At 31.7% G+C, this 21,516-nt stretch carries 21 protein-coding genes, 1 tRNA gene and 1 other RNA gene; 19 read left to right on the top strand and 4 right to left on the bottom strand.

Annotation, left to right across the window (positions count from 1 at the left end):
- Window positions 1–231: 231 nt before the first annotated feature.
- Together OIU80_RS14415 and ssrA are read left to right on the top strand one after the other, a co-directional pair.
- Window positions 232–1,428 carry a serine hydrolase domain-containing protein gene (locus tag OIU80_RS14415; RefSeq protein ID WP_264287692.1) on the top strand — a complete coding sequence of 399 codons (1,197 nt, stop codon included), beginning with the start codon at window positions 232–234 and terminating at the stop codon, window positions 1,426–1,428.
- 115 nt (window positions 1,429–1,543) lie between these two features.
- Window positions 1,544–1,941: a transfer-messenger RNA gene (gene ssrA, locus OIU80_RS14420) on the top strand.
- A gap of 100 nt (window positions 1,942–2,041) precedes the next feature.
- Here the strand turns inward: ssrA and OIU80_RS14425 are convergent.
- From OIU80_RS14425 to OIU80_RS14440, 4 genes are all read right to left on the bottom strand, one after another.
- Complete coding sequence (locus OIU80_RS14425) at window positions 2,042–3,145, bottom strand: DUF5700 domain-containing putative Zn-dependent protease (RefSeq protein ID WP_264287693.1); 1,104 nt, start codon at window positions 3,143–3,145, stop codon at window positions 2,042–2,044.
- Between the two features lie 606 nt (window positions 3,146–3,751).
- Window positions 3,752–3,943 (bottom strand): cold-shock protein, encoded by a 192-nt coding sequence (locus OIU80_RS14430; protein WP_195735747.1) that lies wholly within the window; start codon window positions 3,941–3,943, stop codon window positions 3,752–3,754.
- Between the two features lie 379 nt (window positions 3,944–4,322).
- Window positions 4,323–4,655, bottom strand: a complete 333-nt coding sequence (locus OIU80_RS14435) for a YegP family protein (RefSeq protein ID WP_264287694.1) — start codon at window positions 4,653–4,655, stop codon at window positions 4,323–4,325.
- 181 nt (window positions 4,656–4,836) lie between these two features.
- A complete protein-coding gene (locus OIU80_RS14440) occupies window positions 4,837–5,397 on the bottom strand; it encodes a porin family protein (RefSeq protein ID WP_264287695.1) in 561 nt (186 codons plus the stop codon).
- Window positions 5,398–5,709: 312 nt separating this feature from the next.
- On the opposite strand from OIU80_RS14440, the gene OIU80_RS14445 reads away from it, so the two are divergent.
- From OIU80_RS14445 to OIU80_RS14525, 17 genes are all read left to right on the top strand, one after another.
- Window positions 5,710–6,114: a GNAT family N-acetyltransferase gene (locus tag OIU80_RS14445; RefSeq protein WP_264287696.1), complete on the top strand. Its 405-nt coding sequence runs from the start codon at window positions 5,710–5,712 to the stop codon at window positions 6,112–6,114.
- A 183-nt stretch (window positions 6,115–6,297) separates the two neighbouring features.
- A complete protein-coding gene (locus OIU80_RS14450; protein ID WP_264287697.1) occupies window positions 6,298–7,872 on the top strand; it encodes a glycoside hydrolase family 10 protein in 1,575 nt (524 codons plus the stop codon).
- The gene (locus OIU80_RS14455; RefSeq protein ID WP_264287698.1) at window positions 7,856–9,391 is read left to right on the top strand and encodes an MFS transporter; all 1,536 of its coding nucleotides are present in this window, start codon (window positions 7,856–7,858) and stop codon (window positions 9,389–9,391) included. The genes OIU80_RS14450 and OIU80_RS14455 overlap by 17 nt, the downstream gene beginning before the upstream one ends.
- A gap of 23 nt (window positions 9,392–9,414) precedes the next feature.
- Window positions 9,415–9,756, top strand: a complete 342-nt coding sequence (locus tag OIU80_RS14460; RefSeq protein WP_264287699.1) for a hypothetical protein — start codon at window positions 9,415–9,417, stop codon at window positions 9,754–9,756.
- A 26-nt stretch (window positions 9,757–9,782) separates the two neighbouring features.
- Entirely contained in the window at window positions 9,783–10,232 is a 450-nt protein-coding gene (locus OIU80_RS14465) for a GNAT family N-acetyltransferase (protein WP_264287700.1), read from the top strand.
- 3 nt (window positions 10,233–10,235) lie between these two features.
- The gene (locus OIU80_RS14470) at window positions 10,236–11,849 is read left to right on the top strand and encodes a glycoside hydrolase family 3 protein (protein WP_264287701.1); all 1,614 of its coding nucleotides are present in this window, start codon (window positions 10,236–10,238) and stop codon (window positions 11,847–11,849) included.
- 135 nt (window positions 11,850–11,984) lie between these two features.
- The gene (locus OIU80_RS14475; protein WP_264204532.1) at window positions 11,985–12,623 is read left to right on the top strand and encodes a peroxiredoxin; all 639 of its coding nucleotides are present in this window, start codon (window positions 11,985–11,987) and stop codon (window positions 12,621–12,623) included.
- A 217-nt stretch (window positions 12,624–12,840) separates the two neighbouring features.
- The gene (locus OIU80_RS14480) at window positions 12,841–13,149 is read left to right on the top strand and encodes a thioredoxin family protein (RefSeq protein WP_264287702.1); all 309 of its coding nucleotides are present in this window, start codon (window positions 12,841–12,843) and stop codon (window positions 13,147–13,149) included.
- 104 nt (window positions 13,150–13,253) lie between these two features.
- The gene (locus OIU80_RS14485) at window positions 13,254–13,511 is read left to right on the top strand and encodes a DUF6952 family protein (RefSeq protein ID WP_035621165.1); all 258 of its coding nucleotides are present in this window, start codon (window positions 13,254–13,256) and stop codon (window positions 13,509–13,511) included.
- Window positions 13,512–14,100: 589 nt separating this feature from the next.
- Window positions 14,101–14,598: a thiol peroxidase gene (gene tpx / locus OIU80_RS14490; protein WP_264287703.1), complete on the top strand. Its 498-nt coding sequence runs from the start codon at window positions 14,101–14,103 to the stop codon at window positions 14,596–14,598.
- Between the two features lie 9 nt (window positions 14,599–14,607).
- Window positions 14,608–14,988: a diacylglycerol kinase gene (locus OIU80_RS14495; protein ID WP_264287704.1), complete on the top strand. Its 381-nt coding sequence runs from the start codon at window positions 14,608–14,610 to the stop codon at window positions 14,986–14,988.
- 22 nt (window positions 14,989–15,010) lie between these two features.
- Window positions 15,011–17,458 (top strand): DNA translocase FtsK, encoded by a 2,448-nt coding sequence (locus OIU80_RS14500; protein WP_264287705.1) that lies wholly within the window; start codon window positions 15,011–15,013, stop codon window positions 17,456–17,458.
- A gap of 3 nt (window positions 17,459–17,461) precedes the next feature.
- Window positions 17,462–18,151: a LolA family protein gene (locus tag OIU80_RS14505; protein WP_264287706.1), complete on the top strand. Its 690-nt coding sequence runs from the start codon at window positions 17,462–17,464 to the stop codon at window positions 18,149–18,151.
- 7 nt (window positions 18,152–18,158) lie between these two features.
- The gene (locus tag OIU80_RS14510; protein WP_264287707.1) at window positions 18,159–19,610 is read left to right on the top strand and encodes an LptF/LptG family permease; all 1,452 of its coding nucleotides are present in this window, start codon (window positions 18,159–18,161) and stop codon (window positions 19,608–19,610) included.
- A gap of 2 nt (window positions 19,611–19,612) precedes the next feature.
- On the top strand, window positions 19,613–20,746 hold the full coding sequence (ribB, locus tag OIU80_RS14515; RefSeq protein WP_264287708.1) for a 3,4-dihydroxy-2-butanone-4-phosphate synthase: 1,134 nt from the start codon (window positions 19,613–19,615) through the stop codon (window positions 20,744–20,746).
- Window positions 20,747–20,751: 5 nt separating this feature from the next.
- Window positions 20,752–21,150 (top strand): acyl-CoA thioesterase, encoded by a 399-nt coding sequence (locus OIU80_RS14520; protein ID WP_264287709.1) that lies wholly within the window; start codon window positions 20,752–20,754, stop codon window positions 21,148–21,150.
- Window positions 21,151–21,301: 151 nt separating this feature from the next.
- A tRNA-Ser gene (locus OIU80_RS14525) sits at window positions 21,302–21,389 on the top strand.
- The last annotated feature ends 127 nt before the right edge of the window (window positions 21,390–21,516 follow it).

Raw genomic sequence — 21,516 nt, forward strand, 5'->3', positions numbered from 1 at the left:
ACGTTGTATAAATATAACTTTATCGGTTCAATTTGTTTGAAATATAACAAATATAGTTAAAATTTTGTTGTTTTTTTTAAAAAATATTGAGGCTGATTTTATTATAGCCTGATGTTCAATAGGCTAGTGAAAATTAAGCTTAAAACTGTGTTAAAATCTAAAAATTCATCTAAAAAGGCAAATAAACAAAAGTATTCAATTCTATATATTTGTTTCCCTAGAATCCAACTCATGAATTTCATTAAAAAAGCAAATATACCACAAATCCTTTTCCTTATTTTAGTTTTAAGCTCTTGTGGAAAAGATAAAAATACGAATGCAGCTCTTGCCGAAAATTTAGAAGATACTCTCCCTAAAATGAAGCCATTGCTTCATGAAAAAAAACTACCTGCAAATTATGTAGCAGCCATTAAAGGTAAAGTTGATTATTTTTATAATAAAAATTGGCCAAATAATACCATGAATGGAGGTTTTTTGGTAGCAAGAAATGGCGAGATTATCTATGAAAAGTATGAAGGTTACGCCAATAAAAATCAAAAAACGGAGATAGATATGAATACGCCGTTGCATATTGCTTCGGTTAGTAAAGTACTTACAGCAACTGCAGTTTTAAAGTTGGTAAATGCAGGGAAAATTGATTTAGATCAAAAAGTAAATACCATTTTAAAGACATTTCCTTATCCAGATATTACAGTAAGGATGTTGTTAAACCATAGAAGCGGTATGCGTAATTATGCCTATTTTACAGACAAGGATAAAACTATTTGGGATAGACATAATCAATTAACCAATCAGGATATTTTGAATATCATGGCTACGAAAGATATTGGCTTAGAGTATAAAACCGATACCCGTTTTACCTATTGTAATACTAATTATGCGATGTTAGCTCTAATTATTGAGAAAATAACAGGACTTAGCTATAAAGATGCAATGACTCAAATGATTTTTAAGCCTTTGGGAATGACGCATACTTATGTTTTTGATATTGATAAAGACAGAAAAACAGCCGTTCCATCATATAAAGGAAATAATGTTGAAATTGGAATAGATTATCTAGATGCTGTTTATGGGGATAAGAATATTTATTCAACTCCTCGTGATTTATTAAAATTTGATAGAGCCAGAAATGCTCCTGATTTTTTAAAACCAGAGTTGCTAAAACAAGTTTATGATGGATATAGTAATGAGCGCAAGGGCGAAAAAAACTATGGGCTGGGTATTCGAATGATTAATTGGTATTCAGGACAACATTTTTATTTTCATAACGGATGGTGGCACGGAAATACTTCATCTTATATAACGCTTCAAAAAGAAAATGTTACTATCATAGCGTTGTCTAATAAGTTTACTCGCAAAACATATGCAGTTCGTAAATTGGCACCAATTTTTGGAGATTATCCTTTTGTTTTTAAAGATCTCGACTAATATTTAGGTTGCAGATTGAGGTGCTAAAATTAAATCGAATATTTTTTGAAAATTAATTTCGATTGATAACTCAAAAAGCGTAATTTTGCAATCTCAATTTTTATTGAAAAGAAATGGGGTCGACTGGTTTTGACAGCAAGTCGAATTGAACAGTAAGCACGTCGAGCATTGAGACCTTGCTCGTAAATATAAGATCTCAACACTTTTACACGGCGAAAATAACTACGCTTTAGCTGCATAATCCGAATTATAGTACGATTAAGCCACGTTCCTATCAGATAGGAAAGCTGGATTCTCCTTGAAAGCCTTGGTTTGTGGCGGTCAATACAGGGGAACCGTAAAAATAAACCTAGATTTCCATGAGCTTCGGGTGGATTTCGAAATTAAGAAGATAAGTATTGTGTGGCTGTTCCTGGCCAAGCACAATATCGAAAATTTAATCAGGAAATAAGCGTGTAGAAAGCTCTTTAATTGCTTGTTTGGACCCGAGTTCGATTCTCGGCGACTCCACAAAAAAGGGAAGATATTTAAATATATCTTCCCTTTTTTTATTGAGTATAAAGCTATAAGGTGTTTTTTTAGAAATTAATCAGATTAAGGTATTAAAGAATAATTAATTTGATTTTGTGGACCAATATTTTTTCTCCATTATCTTAATATATTTTATAGCATCATCAGTAAAAACAGGAGGGTTTTTAGCATCTTTATTAGCCGCTTTATTATAAAGGTAGATAAATTTAAAAGGGTTTTGAATATTTTCAAGTAACTGATTTCTATACCCATTTCTTACGATAATGTCAGCCATGAAATATCCTGGTTTATGTCCACTTGTCCATTGTACAAGATTTCTATAATCTTTTTCGGTTTTAAAAAGTTTTCCGTTGGACTTTTGCATTGCCACTATATTTTTGTCGGCTTGTGTTACAATGCTGTCGGCTTGTGGGATTAAAAAATCTGTAAGACCTAAGCCAAAAGGCAAAGTATTTTGATTAGCTAGATTAGTAGGTTTATCAATCATATCTGCAGTTCCTTCGTTTAAAACAACGTTCAAGAAATACATAAGACCCTGATCTTGCTCTTCTACTTTAAAATGAAAAGGTTTTCTTAAAACATGATGCATTTCATGACCCAATAAGGCACCTGTTTGAATTATATCAGCATTATATAAATTCCATAAAGTAGCAATTACGGTTCCGCTTCCTGCAATAGCATCATTTTCTATACCGAGTAAGTAAATATTAACTGTGTCGTCTTTTTTTTGAAGGTATTTTGGAAGCCAGCTAAAACTGTTTTTATAAATTAGAGGTAAGTAATCAGGTGAAACTAACTTTTGCTGAAAATCTTTTAGCTCTTTTTCGTGTATTTTGTATACGTACACCTTGTAAGTGAGCCAGTATGTTGAAGGATCTTTCTCAATAGCAAGAACTCTTTTCTTTAAGATTTCTGCATTTTGTGGCATATAGACTACTTGAATACTTCTTCTTAATCTTTCTAGATAAGCTTTGTCAAAACCTTGATTCTTTATGTAAATTTGATTGGGTTCTAAATTTAGAAATTTATCCCAAGTTTTCAGAGAGAGAGAATCTCCTTTTTTTAAAGGCTCGATCATTTCCCAATAGGCATCTAATGCAGTCATGTGAAAAGATTGAGCATTGCTTTTAGTTACAATAGTTACTAAAATAAGTAGTAAAAAATAATTAAGGGAAAGTCTTTTCATTGTGAAATGGGATTAATCGTTTTATTTGTTCTTAGAGGAGTAAAAAGTACGTCTGTATTGAAATTTTTGTAAACGGATATGTTTTTATTATCATATATGTAATTAGATCTCAAATATGGTTTGCTTGTGTATCGAGCTGTTTAATCGATGACAATAATCCTTTAAAAGGTTGGTGTACATACTAATCAAAACTAAAGAAAAAGTTGTGATGTTCTTTGTTTGTGCATATGTTAATCTTTTATTGTTTTAAAGGATTGAGCCTGTATATTTTTGATAAATTATGGATTAGATAATGAAATGTGTATTTAATTTGTTTAAAAATTAGAATTGATAAGAATCCAAAAATACAATAAAAAGATGTTTGGCAGCAGAATGCTATTAGTTATTTTATGGAGGTATTATTCCTTATTTAGTAAATACTAATGATATTATCAACTCTATAAAAAAAAATCCTGTAAACATTGTTTACAGGATTTTTTTGTTTTGCTAATCGTCGTGAGTGATTTGTAGGGTTTTATTATTGAGAGTGTATCGAATAGTATTCTTTATCTTCATATTAAACCAATAGGCAATCGTAATTAATGCAATTTTTAATGTTAACCAGTATTAAACTACTGAAACTTCAACTGCATTTTTGCCTTTTTTTCCGTCAACTATTTCAAATTGAACAGAGTCATTTTCACTAATTTGCTCTTTTAAGCCTGATGCATGAACAAAAATGTCTTGTCCTGTACCTTCTTCTGTAATGAATCCAAATCCTTTTGCTTCATTGTAAAATTTTACTACTCCTGTTTTCATAATTTATATTAAATTTATTAGTAAATGTAATCGAAAAATAATTTTAACTGACTGATTGTTAGTTTTTATTTTAAAAAATAAATTTATATCTTTTAACGTTTTGTTAAGGATTCGTAAAAAAGGTCTTTGACTCAGTTGATTGTGATTTAAAATTTGATTCTAAATCAATTCTGAGTTTTGTTTCGTAACTCTTAATGGAAAAGGAAGGTTAAGCCAATATTATAACAGTATTTTTTTATCTTTTTTTTTAGAAAGAAAAAGATATGATAGTGAGAGACTTGATAGAAGTGAAGCGTAATGACGAAGTAAAATGCTCTTAAAAATAAAACCACTCGATAAGAGTGGTTTTGGTTTTAGGAAATATATTTTAGACTATTTATTAAACAGTTTGGTCATCTGTGGTTGCGGTAGGTGCATTGGTTTTTACCGATTCGATTCCGTTATCTCTTGCAGACACACTTTCGTACATTTCGCTAGTTCCAATAATTTGACCATTGGTTGCTTTTAAATTAAAATAAGGTTTTCCATTAGTTGATGTTTTTCTATCAAATTTTGAATCATCTTGCGAATTGGTTTTTACTGATTCGATTCCGTTTAAGCAACCTGCTTTTGCTGAATACCCTTCACTTGCAAGGATTGTTTGTCCGTTATTGGCTTTTAAGTTAAATTGAAACTCTCCGTTAGTTCTTTTTGTGATGACAAATTTTCCCATTCTAGTATTGATTAAGGTTAAAAATAGTTTTTAATAGTTGTTTTATTTTATAAAAATACAAAAGAAAATAGCTTGAAGATAATGGGAAACAGTAAATTATTTAATTTTTAAAATAAAATGATAAAAAAAAACGAGAACTTAATTTTTAATTAGGTTCTCGTTGTATGTAATGAAATTGTTTTTAGAATTTGAATCCTAAGCTAATATTAGAAACTGCAGTTTTTGCTTTTAAATTAGATGCATCAATATCTGTAACTCCTGCTAAGTATCTATAGTCTAGTGTGAATTTCCATAAATCGACACCAACTCCGCCAAGAAGGCTATTGTTGTTTTTTACAACGTCGATATAGTTTAAGTTGTTGCTCCTGTCTATATTTGAGTAATTTTTCCAGTTGTATCCACCAAATATTCTAACATTTCCAAGTTTGCCTAAAGGAACAATTTTGTAACCTACAATTAATGTAGCTTCAGTTCCAGATAATTTATAATCTGTATTAGCGATTCCTAATTCAGATACAGTAAATTTAGATTGTGCGTATCCAAATTCAGCTTGTCCATAAAGCATCAATAAATTTACTCTTGCAAATCCACCAAAGCCTATCGAGGTGCCAGAGCTATCAGAGTTGTAGTCATCTGTTGAAATTGAAGTTATATTAGAAGAAATTATGGGACCGAATTGTAGCAATTGTGCAAATGAATTTACACTGATACATAATAGTGTGATTAAAAAAAGCTTTTTCATACTTGTTGATTATTAGGGGATATATTAATTAGCTATTAAAATTAATTATTATATACCGAAATCGAAAGATATCTGTTGCTTATTTTTTTTAGCAATTTTAGTAGTATCACTAGTATTTATTTGAAATATAATAGGATATAATTTTTTTTGAGAGTCAAAAAAAGAAAACTAAATTGTAGGCCCAGTTTTTAACATAGGTTAATTCTGTAAAAAAAAACATGTAAAAGAGTTTGTAAGTTAAACATGTATTGGTGTAAGATAGATAAATAATTAATTCTAAATTTGGATTCTCAGTCCATCAAAAAAGTAATTATGATAATCAATGAAATTCCAGCTTCAGAAACATGGGCAATTCGGCATAAAGTGATGTGGCCAGACATGCCTTTTGAATTTGTACAATTAAAAGAAGATTATTTAGGTATCCATTTTGGATTATATAATGAATCAAAACTTGTCGCTATTGTTTCATGTTTTGAAGATAATGAGGAAATGCAGTTTAGGAAATTAGCAACATTAACCGAAGAACAGGGAAAAGGTAATGCAACAATACTATTAGAATATATTATACAACAAGCTAGAAATAAGGGTGTAAAGCGAATTTGGTGTAATGCAAGAGTAAACAAAAAGTCTTTTTATGAGAAATTTGAAATGATAGATACACAGGTCACTTTTTTTAAATCGGGACAAGAATTTACTATAATGGAACTTCGTTTTTAAATCAAATTTGATTACTAATAAAAAGTATTATATCTAATTCATATATAGGTGTTTGATAAGTATGGAATGTTATTTGTGAGTATTAAAGTTTAAATTTCTGTGCGTTATAAATTTTATCAATAAATTATCTTTTATACTTCACTAAAAAAACTATTTTTGGATTCTGTATAAATTAAGATTGAAATGCATAAAAATCAGCACATAATACTATTTTTTTTATTTTTTATTTTTTTAGGATGGAGTGGTAGTGCTCAGGAAAAATCGCGGTATCCTAAAAACGAGTTTAGAGGGGTTTGGATTGCTACCGTTGTTAATATTGACTGGCCAAAAAGCAAAGTCGATAATACTGAAAAACAAAAAGCTGATTATATTGAAATTTTAGAAACATATAAAAAATTAAACTTTAATGCTGTAATTGTGCAGATACGAAGTGTTGGCGACGCTATTTACCCTACTAAGCTAGCTCCTTGGTCACGTTATTTGACAGGAAAAGAAGGGCAAGAACCAAAACCATATTATGATGTTTTGGCATGGATGATTGAACAAGCGCATATGAGAGGATTTGAGTTTCATGCTTGGATGAATCCTTATAGAGCTACATTTGACTTAAAAAAAGATAGTTTATACTCAAACCATGACGTAATAAAACATCCAGAATGGATGATTGAATACGGAGGAAAATTATATTACGATCCTGCTTTGCCCGAAGTGCAGGAGCATTTAACAACTATTGTAGAAGAAGTTGTTGAGAATTACGATATCGATGCCATTCATTTTGATGATTATTTTTACCCTTATACCATACCAGGAAAACAATTTAACGACACAGCCTCTTATAAAAAATATGGTAGCGGACTTAGTTTGTCTGATTGGCGTAGAGCGAACGTAAGTAATTTTGTTCAAACTATTTCTACTACAATAAAAAGCTGTAAACCTTGGGTACAATTTGGCATTAGCCCATTTGGAGTTTGGCGTAATAAATCGAAAGATCCAAAAGGTTCAGATACACAATCGACGTCTAATTATGATGATTTATATGCAGATCCTATTTTATGGATGGATCAAAAGTGGATTGATTACATTATACCTCAACTGTACTGGAGTATGAATAATCCAAGAGCTAATTATTCTAAATTGGTAAAATGGTGGTCAGAAAATTCTAATAATACAGCTATTTATATTGGGCACAGTCCGTATAAGATTAGAGCTGATAGTGATAAAAGTTGGAATTTGGCAACCGAAATCCCAAATCAGGTCGATTATGCCAGAAGTTTTAAGAATGTAACCGGAAGTGCTTATTTTAGTGCTAAACTACTCATTAACAAAAATCAGGATGTAGTACGTCTTTTGGCAGAGAATCAATATAAATATCCAGCGCTTCCATTAGCCGTTCCAAATCTTAAAAAGGTTGTGGTTGATGTGCCTACAGTAAGCGAGTTTGTAAAAGATAGTATTAATTATTCTTTCAAGGTTAAATATCCGTTGAATACTAAAGTACGTTACGTAGTTGTTTATGGAGCCGAAAGTGAAGGGAAAATAGATATCAATGATCCTTCTCAAATTATTGATAAATTGACGGTTCACGAAATAGACGGTTCTATTTATTTTGTTCTTTCAGAAAAAACAATGAAGAAGTATAAGGCATGTGCAATCACTTTTATTGATTATTATGCAAACGAAAGTACTCCAACTATTATAGATTTAAAAAAAGGTTTTAAAGTAAATGTAGCTGAAATAACAGATGAAAACAGAAAATAAGCCTTGGTTTTGGATTCCATTATTGAATTTCGCCTCAGGATTTCCTTACATAGTAATTATCTCGGTTTCGGTACTAATGTACAAAAATCTAGGAATCACTAATGAAGACATTGGTCTCTATACTAGCTTATTATATCTGCCTTGGGTTATCAAACCTTTATGGAGTCCTTTTATTGACTTGCACGGCACGAAACGAAAGTGGTTTTTGGCGATGCAATTCGTTATTTCAATTGCTTTTTTAATAGTAGGACTTACGATTCCGCTGAATAATTTTTTCATATTAACGTTAGCTATATTTTGGGTTGCAGCTTTTGCCTCAGCCTCTAATGATATCGCTAGCGATGGCTTTTATTTGTTGGTTTTGCCAAAAGAGCAACAATCTTTTTTCTTGGGAATTAGAAGTACGTTTTACAGAATTTCAATGCTTGCTGGAAATGGATTAATCGTGCTTTTAGCAGGTTATCTGGAACATAAATTTGGAGATAATCGTAAAGCATGGTCATATACCATGATTTTTGTGGGATTGCTAATGGCTCTTATTACAGCATATAATTATTTTTCTACACCTAAAACAGAAAATACTACTCCAGGAACAGCCAAAGAAATTGCAGACCAAAGTTTTGCTTCAGTTTTTGCAAGTTTCTTCAGAAAGAAACAAATTGTTTTAGTACTTGCTTTTATCTTGTTATTCAGATTAGGGGAATCGCAATTAATGAAAATGCTGACACCATTTTTAGTAGATCCGATTAAATATGAATTAGTTGAATCAGGTTCAGATGAAAGTCAGATAAAAGCTTTAGAGGTTTATAATTCAAAAGTTACCAACGGAGAAAAACTATCAGATTCAGAGTTACAATTGCTGTATTCTAAATTGCCAATATCGGCAGAAATGGCAAACACTAAAAAACCGTTGCCTGAGATAGAAAATAAAGACCCAAAAGAATATAAGAATTTAAACAAAGCCAGAATCAACTTTGTAGATCAGCTGGTTACAAATAAAGGAACTCAAAAAGTTGTTCTAAAAGGAGGTATGGGACTTGATACAGAAGATATTGGGTTGATTTATGGAACTTTTGGATTGATTGCTTTGATGCTAGGAGGTGTATTAGGCGGAATTGCAATATCAAGACATGGTCTTACTAAATGGATGCTTCCGATGATTTTAACAATGCACTTGCCAATAATTGGATTTATCTTGCTGTCCTATTTTCATCCTTCGTCAGTTTATTATATCTATGCAGTGGTAATTGTAGAGCAGTTCGGTTATGGTTTTGGTTTTGCAGCCTTTATGATGTACTTAATTTATGTTGCAGAAGGAGAATCAAAAACGTCACATTATGCTATTGCTACAGGATTTATGGCTTTAGGAATGATGCTGCCAGGAATGGTAAGTGGTTATATTCAGGAATATTTAGGATATGGAAATTTCTTTATTTGGGTATTTTTGGCCACAATACCAGGAGTAATTCTTTCGAGATTTTTAATTTTTCCAAAAGATTTCGGTAAGAAGATAGAATAAGATTTAATTAGAATATAACGCCCATGGAAATCAATGAAAACATCCAGGTTGAACGAAACCTGAAAGCAATTGAATTTGAAAAAGCAGGAGAAATTGAGAAAGCAATTGCGTTATACGAAGAAAATAGTAATGAAGGATTTAAAGGAAATCATTCTTACGATAGATTAGCTACTATTTATAAAAATCAAAATGATATCGATAATGAAATTCGAATATTAGAAAAAGCAATTCTAATTTACGAAGTAATTACACAAGAAGATAGAATTGAAGGCATGCCAAAGTTATTTCGATTTAAAAACCGACTTGAAAAAGCCTTATACACAAAAAGTCAACTGGCCAAGAAAAAGAAGAGTAAACTTAAGTAAAAATAAATTTTTATAATATTTACATCATGATTACATTAAGAAGAACTAACTCAGAAGATGTTGACTTTATAAATTTGGTTGTTTTATTAAATCAGGATTTAAAAATTAGAGATGGAGAAGATCACGATTTTTACAATCAGTTTAATAATATAGATACAATAAAACACGCGATAGTATTTTATGAAGGTGAAGTAGCTATTGGCTGTGGAGCTTTTAGAGAAAAAGAAAAAGATACTGCCGAAATCAAGCGTATGTTTGTGCATCCTGATTATCGTAAAAGAGGAATAGCATCTGCTGTTTTAAAGGAGTTAGAAATATGGGCAGCCGAAGTAGATTATAAATATACCATTCTAGAAACAGGCGTAAATCAACCAGAGGCAATTGCTTTATATCAAAAACAAGAGTATGCTATAATCCCAAATTACCCACCTTATGATGTTATGGATAATAGTGTATGCATGAAAAAAACTTTATAACCAATGAATAAAATACCACAAACAATACAACAAAAAGTAGGGCAGTTTTTCTTTCCTGCAGTTTTTATAAATGATACCGAAGAAAATATTCAGGAAACAGAACGTTTAATTCGAGAATATAATATTGGCGGACTTACTTTTTTTCATAGCCGTGCCAGTGCAGCAACAAATTATGAAGGCAATAAAAAAATTGTTTTCAATGATGATAGTTATAAACAGCTAAAAGACCGCATTGAACGATTTCAAAAATGTGCAACAACGCCACTTTTAATAAGTATCGATGCCGAATGGGGCTTGGCAATGCGTGTTGAAAAAACACCACAGTATCCTTATGCAATTACTCTTGGGGCTTTACCAGAGAGTGAATCACATTTGGTTTATGAAGTAGGAAAACAAATTGGCTTAGATTTAAAATCGGTTGGAATTCATTATAATCTAGCACCATTGGCAGATGTAAATAATAATCCCGATAATCCAGTTATTGGTTACCGTTCATTTGGAGAAAACAAAGAAAAAGTGGCACATTTTGCTTTAGAATATTTAAGAGGAATGTCGGATGTTGGAGTTTTGGGATGTCTGAAACATTTTCCGGGGCACGGTAATACCAATGTCGATTCGCATTTAGGATTACCTGTTTTAAAAGAAACTCTACAAGAATTATTAGAAAACGAATTATACCCGTTTATAAAAGGAATCGAAGATAATGTCGATTCGATTATGATTGGGCACTTAGCAGTTCCAGCTTTAAATTCAGGAAAAGATACCTCAGCAACTTTATCAAAACCAATTATCGAAACCTTATTACGAGAACAATTAGGTTATGATGGTTTAGTTATCTCGGATGCATTAAATATGCATAGCGTATCTAAATTATATGATGTAAAAGGGCAATTAGAGTGGGAGGCATTTAATGCAGGAAACGATGTATTGTGTTTTGCCGAAAATGTACCAGAAGGAATTCAGGCGATTCTAGAAAATGCTTCACAAGAACGTATAGAAGAGAGCTTTAATAGAATATGGAAATGTAAAGAAAAAGCAAGAATTCTTAATCAAGCAGAAATAGGATCAGGAGTTTTGGACTTTGAAAGAACAGCACTATTAAATGATAAAATTGCACAAAATAGTATCACAAAAATAATTGATAACTCAAATTCTGAGACTGTTTTTGCGGCACATAAAAACAAGACTCTTGCAAAATTAAGTTTGTATAAAACGGAGGATAATGATTTCTTCAAAATGTTAAACACACAATTATCAAGTCCGGAGTTTGCAATTAAAGCTGGAGATACTACTGTTGTAACTTCAGTCGAAAAAGATTTAAAAGCCTTTGATACAATCATCATTTCTTTGTTTGTACCAAAAGCAAAGCCACTTAATAATTTCGATATCGAAGAGTCCGTTTTAGAACTACTAGGCAAATTATTAAAATCAAAAAAATGTATTCTTTACGTTTTTGGTAATCCATATGCTTTACCAATTATTCCAAATGCGAAACACGCTTTAGGGCTTGTTGAAGTATATCAGGATTTTGTAGAGTTTCAAAAAAATGCAGCAATTCAAATTATTGAAAATAAAAATTGTGTTGGAAAATTGCCTGTAAATATTGAGCTTCAGTAATTTATGAAAACATATCGTTGCGTTATAGTTAAACCTTATTAATAGATAAGTATTTATAATCACATCCTATTGCTTCTAGGTGGGTTTATGTACTATTTTTGCATCAAATAAATAATTAACTTAAAAACGAAAGATATGTCTTTAGTAGGAAAGAAATTCCCAAGTATTGCAATTGATGCCATCTCAGAAATGGGAGACAATTTGAAAATCAATGTTTTTGAAGAAGCAGTAAACAATAACAAAAAAGTACTTTTGTTTTGGTACCCAAAAGATTTTACTTTTGTATGTCCAACAGAATTACACGCTTTTCAAGCTGCATTACCAGAATTTGAAAAAAGAAATACAATCGTAATTGGAGCTTCATGTGATACAAACGAAGTACACTTTGCTTGGTTAAATACTCCAAAAAACAATGGTGGAATCGAAGGGGTAACTTACCCAATCTTGGCTGATACAAACCGTAACTTATCTAACATTTTAGGAATTTTAGATATTGATTCTACAGAGTACAGTGAAGAAACAGATTCAGTTATCATCGAAGGTTCAAATGTAACTTACAGAGCTACTTACCTTATTGATGAAACAGGAAAAATTTTCCACGAAAGTGTAAACGATATGCCATTAGGTCGTAACGTAAACGAATACTTACGTATGGTTGATGCTTACACGCATATCCAAGAAAAAGGAGAAGTTTGTCCTGCAAACTGGGAAGCTGGAAAAGAAGCAATGAGCGCAGATAGATTAAGTACAGCTGAGTATTTAAGCGCAAACTAATTAAAATAAAGGTACAAAGGTTCAAAGATACAGAGTAACAAAGTCTTTAAGACTTTCCTCTTTTGAACCTTTGCTACTTTAAATCTTAAAAAAAATAAAAAGTTACAAAGAGTCATAAGTATAGTTCAACAAAACTTTTTTGTTGTGACTATCTACGAAGTTTATAAAACTTTGTCCCTTTGAACCTTTGTTACTTTGAACCTTAAAAAATAGAATTATGTTAATCGAATTAAATGAAGATACTTTAGCGGATTTAGTTGCTAAAAATGAGAAAGTTGTCGTGCAATATTCGGCTTCTTGGTGTGGAAATTGTCGTATAATGAAGCCAAAATTCAAAAAATTAGCGACAGAAAAAGAAGGATTAACTTTTGTTTTAGTTGATGCTGAAAATTCTCCAGAATCAAGAAAATTAGCAAATGTTACTAATTTACCAACATTTGCCACTTTTGTAAATGGTAAACTGGTTAACGAGACACAAACTAATAAACAAGAAGTTTTAATCGAGTTAGTAAACGAAATTGCTTAAATAGATTATTAGATTTACTTATAGTTTTAGATTGCATAAATGCTGTTTGAAAATCCAAGAAAGTCTAAAAATCTAAAATGTCTAAATATCTAAGAAGTCTAAAAATGAAATTACCAGTAATAAAACAATTAACGCAGTTTATAGAAGAAAATGATCAGGATTACATCATTGAAACTATTGAGGTTTTGGAAGCAATGACTGAAATTCCATCTTTAAAAGATGAAGAATTAGATGTAATTGGTGAATTAATTTCTAATATGTACGGTGCATTAGAAGTACATAAAATGGTAGTTCAGGGAACTGATAAAAAGGAAGCTTTGAATACGTTTATGAAACGTGTTTTGGGGTCAATCGATAAATAGTTGATTTAGCAAAAATAGTTAAAAAAACAATTGTTATCTAAAAACGCATTCTTTACGGGGTGCGTTTTTTTATTGGATATAACCAAGTTTTGGGCGAGCCAGCATTAAGAAAAGGGGCAAATCACACAAATCTATATACGCCCCTTTCCTTAATGCTGTCGGGCTGTTTGCGCTACTTAGGTAGCCAGCGACCATCCCTCTCGCGGAGAGAATAGAAGAAAGAGAATAGAAGAAAGAGAATAGAAGAAAGAGAATAGAGGAAAGAGAATAGAAGAAAGAGAATAGAAGAAAGAGAATAGAAGAAAGTGAAGAGAAGTAGAGTATAAGCTAGATCTAGAATAGAGCATATACGATTAAATAAAATTAGTAATGATATCACAACTGTGGAGATGCACCGCAGTGCATCTCCACAATCAAAATCACACAAAGTTTTAGCCCAAGCTTTGTCAAAGTTCAAAACTTTGACAAAGCTATCTTCTAGCAATGGCAAAGACAAATTCACATTACGAAACAATCCTAAACGCTTAATAAATTCTTTTAGATTCAAATTTTAATCATTACTTTTGAACCTCATAAAAAAACAAACATCATGGCATCAATAACATTAGGAGGAAATCCAATTCATACTTCAGGCGAATTACCAAAAGTTGGTTCACAACTAGCTGATTTTAAATTAGTACAGAACGACCTTTCGGTTGCTTCATTGAGTGATTTTGCAGGAAAAAAATTAGTTTTAAATATATTTCCAAGTATCGATACAGGAACTTGCGCAACTTCAGTTAGGAAATTTAACGAAAATGCAAGTAACCTTGAGAATACTACAGTATTATGTATTTCAAGAGATTTACCTTTTGCTCAAAAACGTTTTTGTGGTGCTGAAGGATTAGAAAATGTAGTTAATTTATCAGATTTTCAAGCAGGAGCTTTTGGTAAAGCAAACGGATTAGAAATTGTAGACGGACCATTAACAGGATTACACTCAAGAGTAATTATAGTTGTTGATGAAAACGGTAAAGTTACCCATACAGAGCAAGTTGCAGAAATTGCAAACGAGCCTAATTACGAAGCTGCACTAGCTGCACTATAAATCGTAAGGATGGAGTTTCAAAAAGATAATACTTTTTTAAAAGGAAGATTAAAAAGCGTTACTTATGCTTACAAAGGTGCTTTAAAGCTAATAAGCACCGAGCATAGCGTTATGGTACAATTTTCGTTAGGAATTATAATGACTATTGCAGGTTTTTATTTCCATATAACAAGTACCGAATGGCTTTTTCAAATTTTAGCAATAGGATTAGTATTAAGTGTGGAAGGATTAAATACGGCTGTAGAAAAAGTAGCCGATTTTATTCATCCAAATTATCATGAAAGAATCGGTTTTATCAAAGATATTGCTGCGGGCGCAGTATTTTTTGCTGCAATGACCGCAATAGCAATCGGATTGACAATATATATACCATATATAAAAAATATATAAGCGATTAGCACCTAAAATAAGAATGGCAAAAACAACAAAAAAAGAAACAGTAGACAATAAAAATAAATCAAAATCTGGGGCTATTACGTCTTGGAAAATGACCAAACAGCATAATATTGTTTTGGGATGCCTTTTGGTATTATTTTCAGTTGCATTATTGGTTGCTTTTATTTCCTTTTATATCTACGGACAAACGGATCAGAGTGCATTGTCAGCAGTTGGAGATCGAAGCGAGCCTGTGCAGAATTGGCTTGGAAAATTTGGAGCTTCTCTAGCAGATTTATTGATTTATCAAGGATTTGGTTTAGCAGCATTTATATTTGTTCGTCTGTTTTTCTTAACAGGAATGTTTTTGATATTGGAGCTTTCAATAAAAAAACTCAAGAATATTTGGTTTTGGGATCTGTTTGTAATTATTATTATATCGGTATTGTTTGGTTTTTTTGCTACATCGGCTCCAGAATTAGGAGGAACGATAGGCTATGAGCTAAACTTGTTTTTACAAGATTATATAGGTAAGACAGGAACTTTATTGAGCTTGCTTTTTGGGTTGATAATCTATTTAATTTTTAAAATCAAAATATCACCCGATAAGATTCAGTCGTTTTTTGATAATACCAAAAGAGAGATTCGCTCCGATTTAAATTCGGTACCGTCTTTAAAAACAGAGAAAGGTGCTTATAACTTAGAAGAATTTGCAATTGAAGAAAATGATGAATTAGATGAGATTCATTTAAAAACACCGGATTCTCAATTTGAAATTAACAAAGAGGCCTTAAAACCAACTATTGCTCATTCATCCGAAATTAATTTGGATCCGGCTTTAAAGCCAATAAAAATGGATATTGCTCCTGCATCAAAGGAAGCAGTTCCACATACAGAGTCTTTTGTGATAGAGCAAGCTCCAGAAGAAGATATAATCGAAGAAAATTTGGCATCACGATTAGTTGCCGATTTTGGATTGTTTGATCCTACTTTAGATTTGTCTAATTATAAGTTTCCAACAATCGACTTATTAAAAGAATATTCAACTGGTGGAATTACAATCAACCAGGAAGAATTAGAAGAAAATAAAAATAAAATTGTAGATACGCTTCGAAATTATAAAATCGAAATCGCACAGATTAAAGCTACAGTAGGTCCATCAGTAACATTGTATGAGATTGTACCAGAAGCAGGAATTCGTATTTCGAAAATTAAAAGTTTAGAAGATGATATTGCTTTGTCGTTGTCGGCATTAGGAATTCGTATTATTGCGCCAATTCCAGGAAAAGGAACTATTGGTATTGAGGTTCCTAATAAGAATCCGACAATGGTTTCGATGAAAAGTGTTATTGGTTCGGCTAAATTTCAAGAAGCCGAAATGGAATTGCCAATTGCTTTGGGGAAAACAATTTCTAATGAAACATTTGTTGTTGATTTAGCAAAAATGCCTCACTTATTGATGGCAGGAGCTACTGGGCAAGGAAAATCGGTAGGATTAAATGCAGTTTTAACTTCATTATTGTACAAGAAACATCCAGCCGAAGTAAAATTCGTTTTGGTGGATCCTAAAAAAGTGGAGTTAACATTATTTAATAAAATAGAAAGACATTATTTGGCTAAGCTTCCAGATATTGACGATGCTATTATTACCGATAATGCAAAAGTTGTGAATACGCTGAATTCACTTTGTGTTGAAATGGATAACCGTTATTCTTTATTAAAAGATGCAATGGTTCGAAATATTAAAGAATACAATGATAAATTTAAAGGAAGAAAATTAAATCCAGAAGCAGGACACCGATTTTTACCTTATATTATTTTGGTAGTCGATGAGTTTGCCGATTTAATTATGACTGCTGGAAAAGAAGTAGAAGTTCCTATTGCACGTTTGGCACAATTGGCACGTGCTATTGGAATACATTTGATAATTGCAACTCAAAGACCTTCGGTAAACGTAATTACAGGTTTGATAAAAGCAAATTTCCCTGCGAGAATAGCCTTTAGGGTTACTTCAAAAATAGATTCGCGTACAATTTTGGATACACAAGGAGCAGACCAATTAATAGGGCGTGGAGATTTATTATACTCTAATGGAAATGATGTGGTTCGTGTACAATGTGCGTTTATTGATACACCAGAAGTTGAAAAAATCACTGATTTTATAGGTTCACAAAAAGCATATGCAACAGCTTATTTACTTCCAGAGGTTCTTGGGGAAGAAAGTGGCATTAATCTTGATATGGATATTTCCGAAAGAGATACTTTATTTAGAGAGGCAGCTGAGATAATTGTAAATGCTCAACAAGGTTCGGCTTCATTATTACAAAGAAAATTAAAGCTAGGTTATAATCGTGCAGGTCGATTGATAGATCAATTAGAAGCTGCAGGAATTGTTGGTCCTTTTGAAGGTAGTAAAGCTAGAAGTGTGAATATTTTAGATTTAAGTTCTCTTGATCAATTTTTTAACAATGAACAAAATAATTAAATCATGAAATCAACGATTCAAAACTTCAAAAATAATAATGCAAACAGCCTGACGAAAAAGGTTTTTCAAATTGTTTTTTTATTCCTTGTTACTTTTTCTATTCAGGCTCAAGATAAAAAAGCCAAAGAACTATTGGATCAAGTAACTGCAAAAGTAAAAAGTTACGATAATATTGTAATTGATTTTAAGTATACCCTGAATAATGCCAAAGAAAATATTAATCAGGACAGTAAAGGAAATGTAACGATAAAAGGAAATCAGTTTGTATTGAATTTTATGGGTGTTACCAAAATATTCGACGGACAAAAAACATACACAATTGTTCCTGAAGATGAGGAAATTACAATTTCTAAAGTCAACGAAAAAGATGATAATGCGATTACGCCTTCAAAAATGTTGACATTCTTTAATTCTGGTTACAAGTATGCAATGGATATTGTTCAGAACGTAAAAGGAAGAAAAATTCAATATATTAAATTAAACCCTACAAGTGCTAAAGATCAACGTAAAGAGATTCTTTTAGGGATCGATGTACAGACAAAGCATATTTATAACTTAATTGAAATGGGTAAGAACGGAACAAAAACTACATTAACCGTTAATTCTTTTAAAACCAATCAGCCATTATCAAAAAATCAGTTTACCTTTGTGCAAAGTAAATATCCAAATTACTATATCAATAAACTAGACTAATTACGGGTTGAAAATTTTAGACAAATACTTATTAAAGACTTTCCTTCTTACATTTACTACTGTATTTGTAATTCTATTTTTTATATTCATTCTTCAAACTGTTTGGTTGTTTATAGCCGAGCTGGCAGGTAAAGATTTGGATTTAATTCTAATCGTTAAATTCTTGTTGTTTTCGATGCCGAGGATTGTTCCGTTGGTGTTGCCATTATCGGTTTTGCTAGCTTCAATTATGACGTTTGGAAATCTAGCTGAAAACTATGAATTTGCTGCAATGAAAGCTTCAGGGATTTCGCTACAGCGTGCCATGAGAGGTTTAATTGTGTTTATATGCTTTTTAAGTATAGTTGCCTTCTTTTTTGCAAATAATGTTATCCCATACGCCGAATATAAGTTTATTAACTTTAGAAAAAGTATCGCGCAAGCTAAGCCTGCAATGGCTATAGCTGAAGGACAATTTAGCGATGTTGGTTTTTATAATATTAAAGTAAATAAAAAATCAGGTGCAAACGGTAATAATCTTACCGGAGTAACTATTCATGAAAAAGCAAATAATAGCGGTGAAAACAAAACGGTTATTAAATCTAAAACAGGTGAATTAATAAGTAATGATAAATCTAGTATTCTTCAGCTAGTACTTAATGATGGTTATTATTATCAAGATGTAACACCTAAGAAATACGAAGATAGAAGTAAAATGCCTTTTATAAAAGGAGCGTTTAAAAAACAAATTATCAACATCGATTTATCTGAATTAAATAAAGTAGAGGATAATCAAGATGTTGGTAATACAAATGGAATGCTTAATGCTAGTGAATTACGCTATACTTTAGATTCATTAACTAAAAACTTAGACAACGAAATAATTTCCTTTTCGGAAAATATTAATCAAAAGGTGGGTATTGCCAAAGGACTTCCAATTATTAAGTTGGATAAAAACAAAAAACCGCTACCTAATGATCTTTTATCACTTTACACCAATGATAAAAAAGTAGAAATACTTAAAGTAGCAAGTAGTAACCTAACGAGTACAATGTATTCTATAGATACTACTAAAAATGAATTAAAAGAAAAACAACGAAATATTAACCGACATCTTACAGCACTTTATGAGAAATTTGTAATTGCTTTTGCTTGCTTTTTAATGTTTTTTATTGGTGCGCCACTTGGAGCAATTATCCGTAAAGGAGGACTTGGTTTACCAATAGTTTTTGCAGTTTTGATATTTATTACTTTTCACTTTATCAATACTTTCGGAAAAAGAATTTCACAAGAAGACGGATTGAGTCCTTTTATGGGAGCATGGATGTCAACTTTTATACTTACGCCACTGGCTGTTTTATTAACGTATCGTGCTACAAACGATATTGGGTTAATAAGCATGGATGCTGTTTTGGCGCCATTAAATAAGTTATTTAAAAAATTCTCTGAGAGGTTTATTTCTTCTCAAAACAAAACCTAACTATGTCAACAAATAAAATACAACTTAACACTATTGAAGAGGCAATTGAAGCTATTCGTCAAGGACAGGTAATTATTGTAGTAGATGATGAAGATCGTGAAAATGAAGGTGACTTTCTTGCTGCTGCTGAAAAAGTAACTCCAGAAATGATTAATTTCATGGCAACACATGGGCGTGGATTAATTTGCGCGCCATTAACTGAAAGCCGTTGTAAAGAGTTGGATTTGAAGCCAATGGTTACTAATAATACAGATCATATGGAAACTGCTTTTACAGTTTCGGTAGATTTAAAAGGAAATGGAGTAACTACAGGGATTTCTGCAGCTGATAGGTCACAAACTGTATTGGCATTGACAGATCCTAATACTAAACCACATGAATTAGCAAGACCAGGGCATATTTTTCCTTTAGTTGCTAAACAGGGTGGAGTTTTAAGAAGAACAGGGCATACTGAAGCAGCTATAGATTTTGCAAGATTAGCTGGATTTAAACCAGCGGGAGTAATTTGTGAGATTTTAAATGAAGACGGAACAATGTCTCGTTTGCCTGAGCTTGTAGAGGTAGCTAAAAAATTTAATTTGAAGTTGGTTTCTATCGAAGACTTAGTTGCTTATAGAATGCAACACGATAGTTTGATTGTAAAAAAAGAAGATTTTGATATAGAGACTCGTTTCGGAACGTTCCGTTTAAGAGCTTATGAGCAAACTACCAACAAGCAAATCCATATTGCATTGACTAAAGGTAATTGGAGCTTAGGAGAATCAATCCTTACAAGAATTAATTCTTCACAAGTAAATAATGATTTGTTGGGTACCTTGACTAATAATCCAGAACAACAATTAGACGATATGTTCAAGGTTATTAATGAGAATGGAAAAGGGGCAGTGTTGTTTATTAATCAGGATATGCAAGCTGTAAACTTATTGAGTCGTATTACAGAGCTTAAAATGTTACAGTCTCAAGGAGTGATGAAAGCACCAAAAATAATCATTGATAGTAAAGATTATGGTATTGGAGCGCAGATTTTACATGATATTGATATTTCTAAAATTCGATTAGTATCAAATACAGAACAAACAAAACGTGTTGGTATGATAGGTTACGGACTTGAAATAACAGAATATGTAAGTTACTAAGTAATATGGAAACATTTGAAGAAAGAGTTATAAAATCTGAAACACGTATTTTTAAAGCAGTTTTTCCGAGTACAACGAATCATTATGATACTTTATTTGGAGGAACAGCGCTTCATCTTATGGATGAAGTTGCGTTTATATGCGCTACCAGATTTAGCCGAAAGAAAGTAGTGACGATATCTACAGGGCAAATTGATTTTAAAAAAGCAATTCCTGCAGGAACTTTAATCGAATTAGTAGCTAAAGTTATTAGTGTTGGAAGAACAAGTTGTAAAATTCATGTTGATATTTTCATGGAGCAAATGTATTCAGAACTTCGCGAAACAGTAGTTTCAGGGACTTTTTCGTTTGTTGCGGTTGACGAAAATAAAAAACCAGTGGCAATTTTGGATAATCCAGAATAATAAAGCGGAATAAGTTTCTTTCGTAAATGCTGATAATTAGGCATTTGAAAAGCGAGTGGAAAAATATATAAAAAAAGCGCTGAAAAAGTTTTTATAATCGAAAAAGCATCCTATATTTGCACTCGCAATCAGATAACGAAAGCGACATACTGGAGAAATGGCAGAGCGGTCGAATGCGGCAGTCTTGAAAACTGTTGACTGTAACAGGTCCGGGGGTTCGAATCCCTCTTTCTCCGCCAGTAGAGGTTTCAAATGAAACTTTAAAAATCAAAAGCCTTTAAACACTAGTGTTTAAAGGCTTTTTCGTTTTGACACACTTTTCAAAAAGCACATGTTTTATCAAAGAATGGTGGCACAATTAGTAAC

The sequence above is a fragment of the Flavobacterium frigoritolerans genome, assembly GCF_025847275.1.
GTDB lineage: Bacteria > Bacteroidota > Bacteroidia > Flavobacteriales > Flavobacteriaceae > Flavobacterium > Flavobacterium frigoritolerans.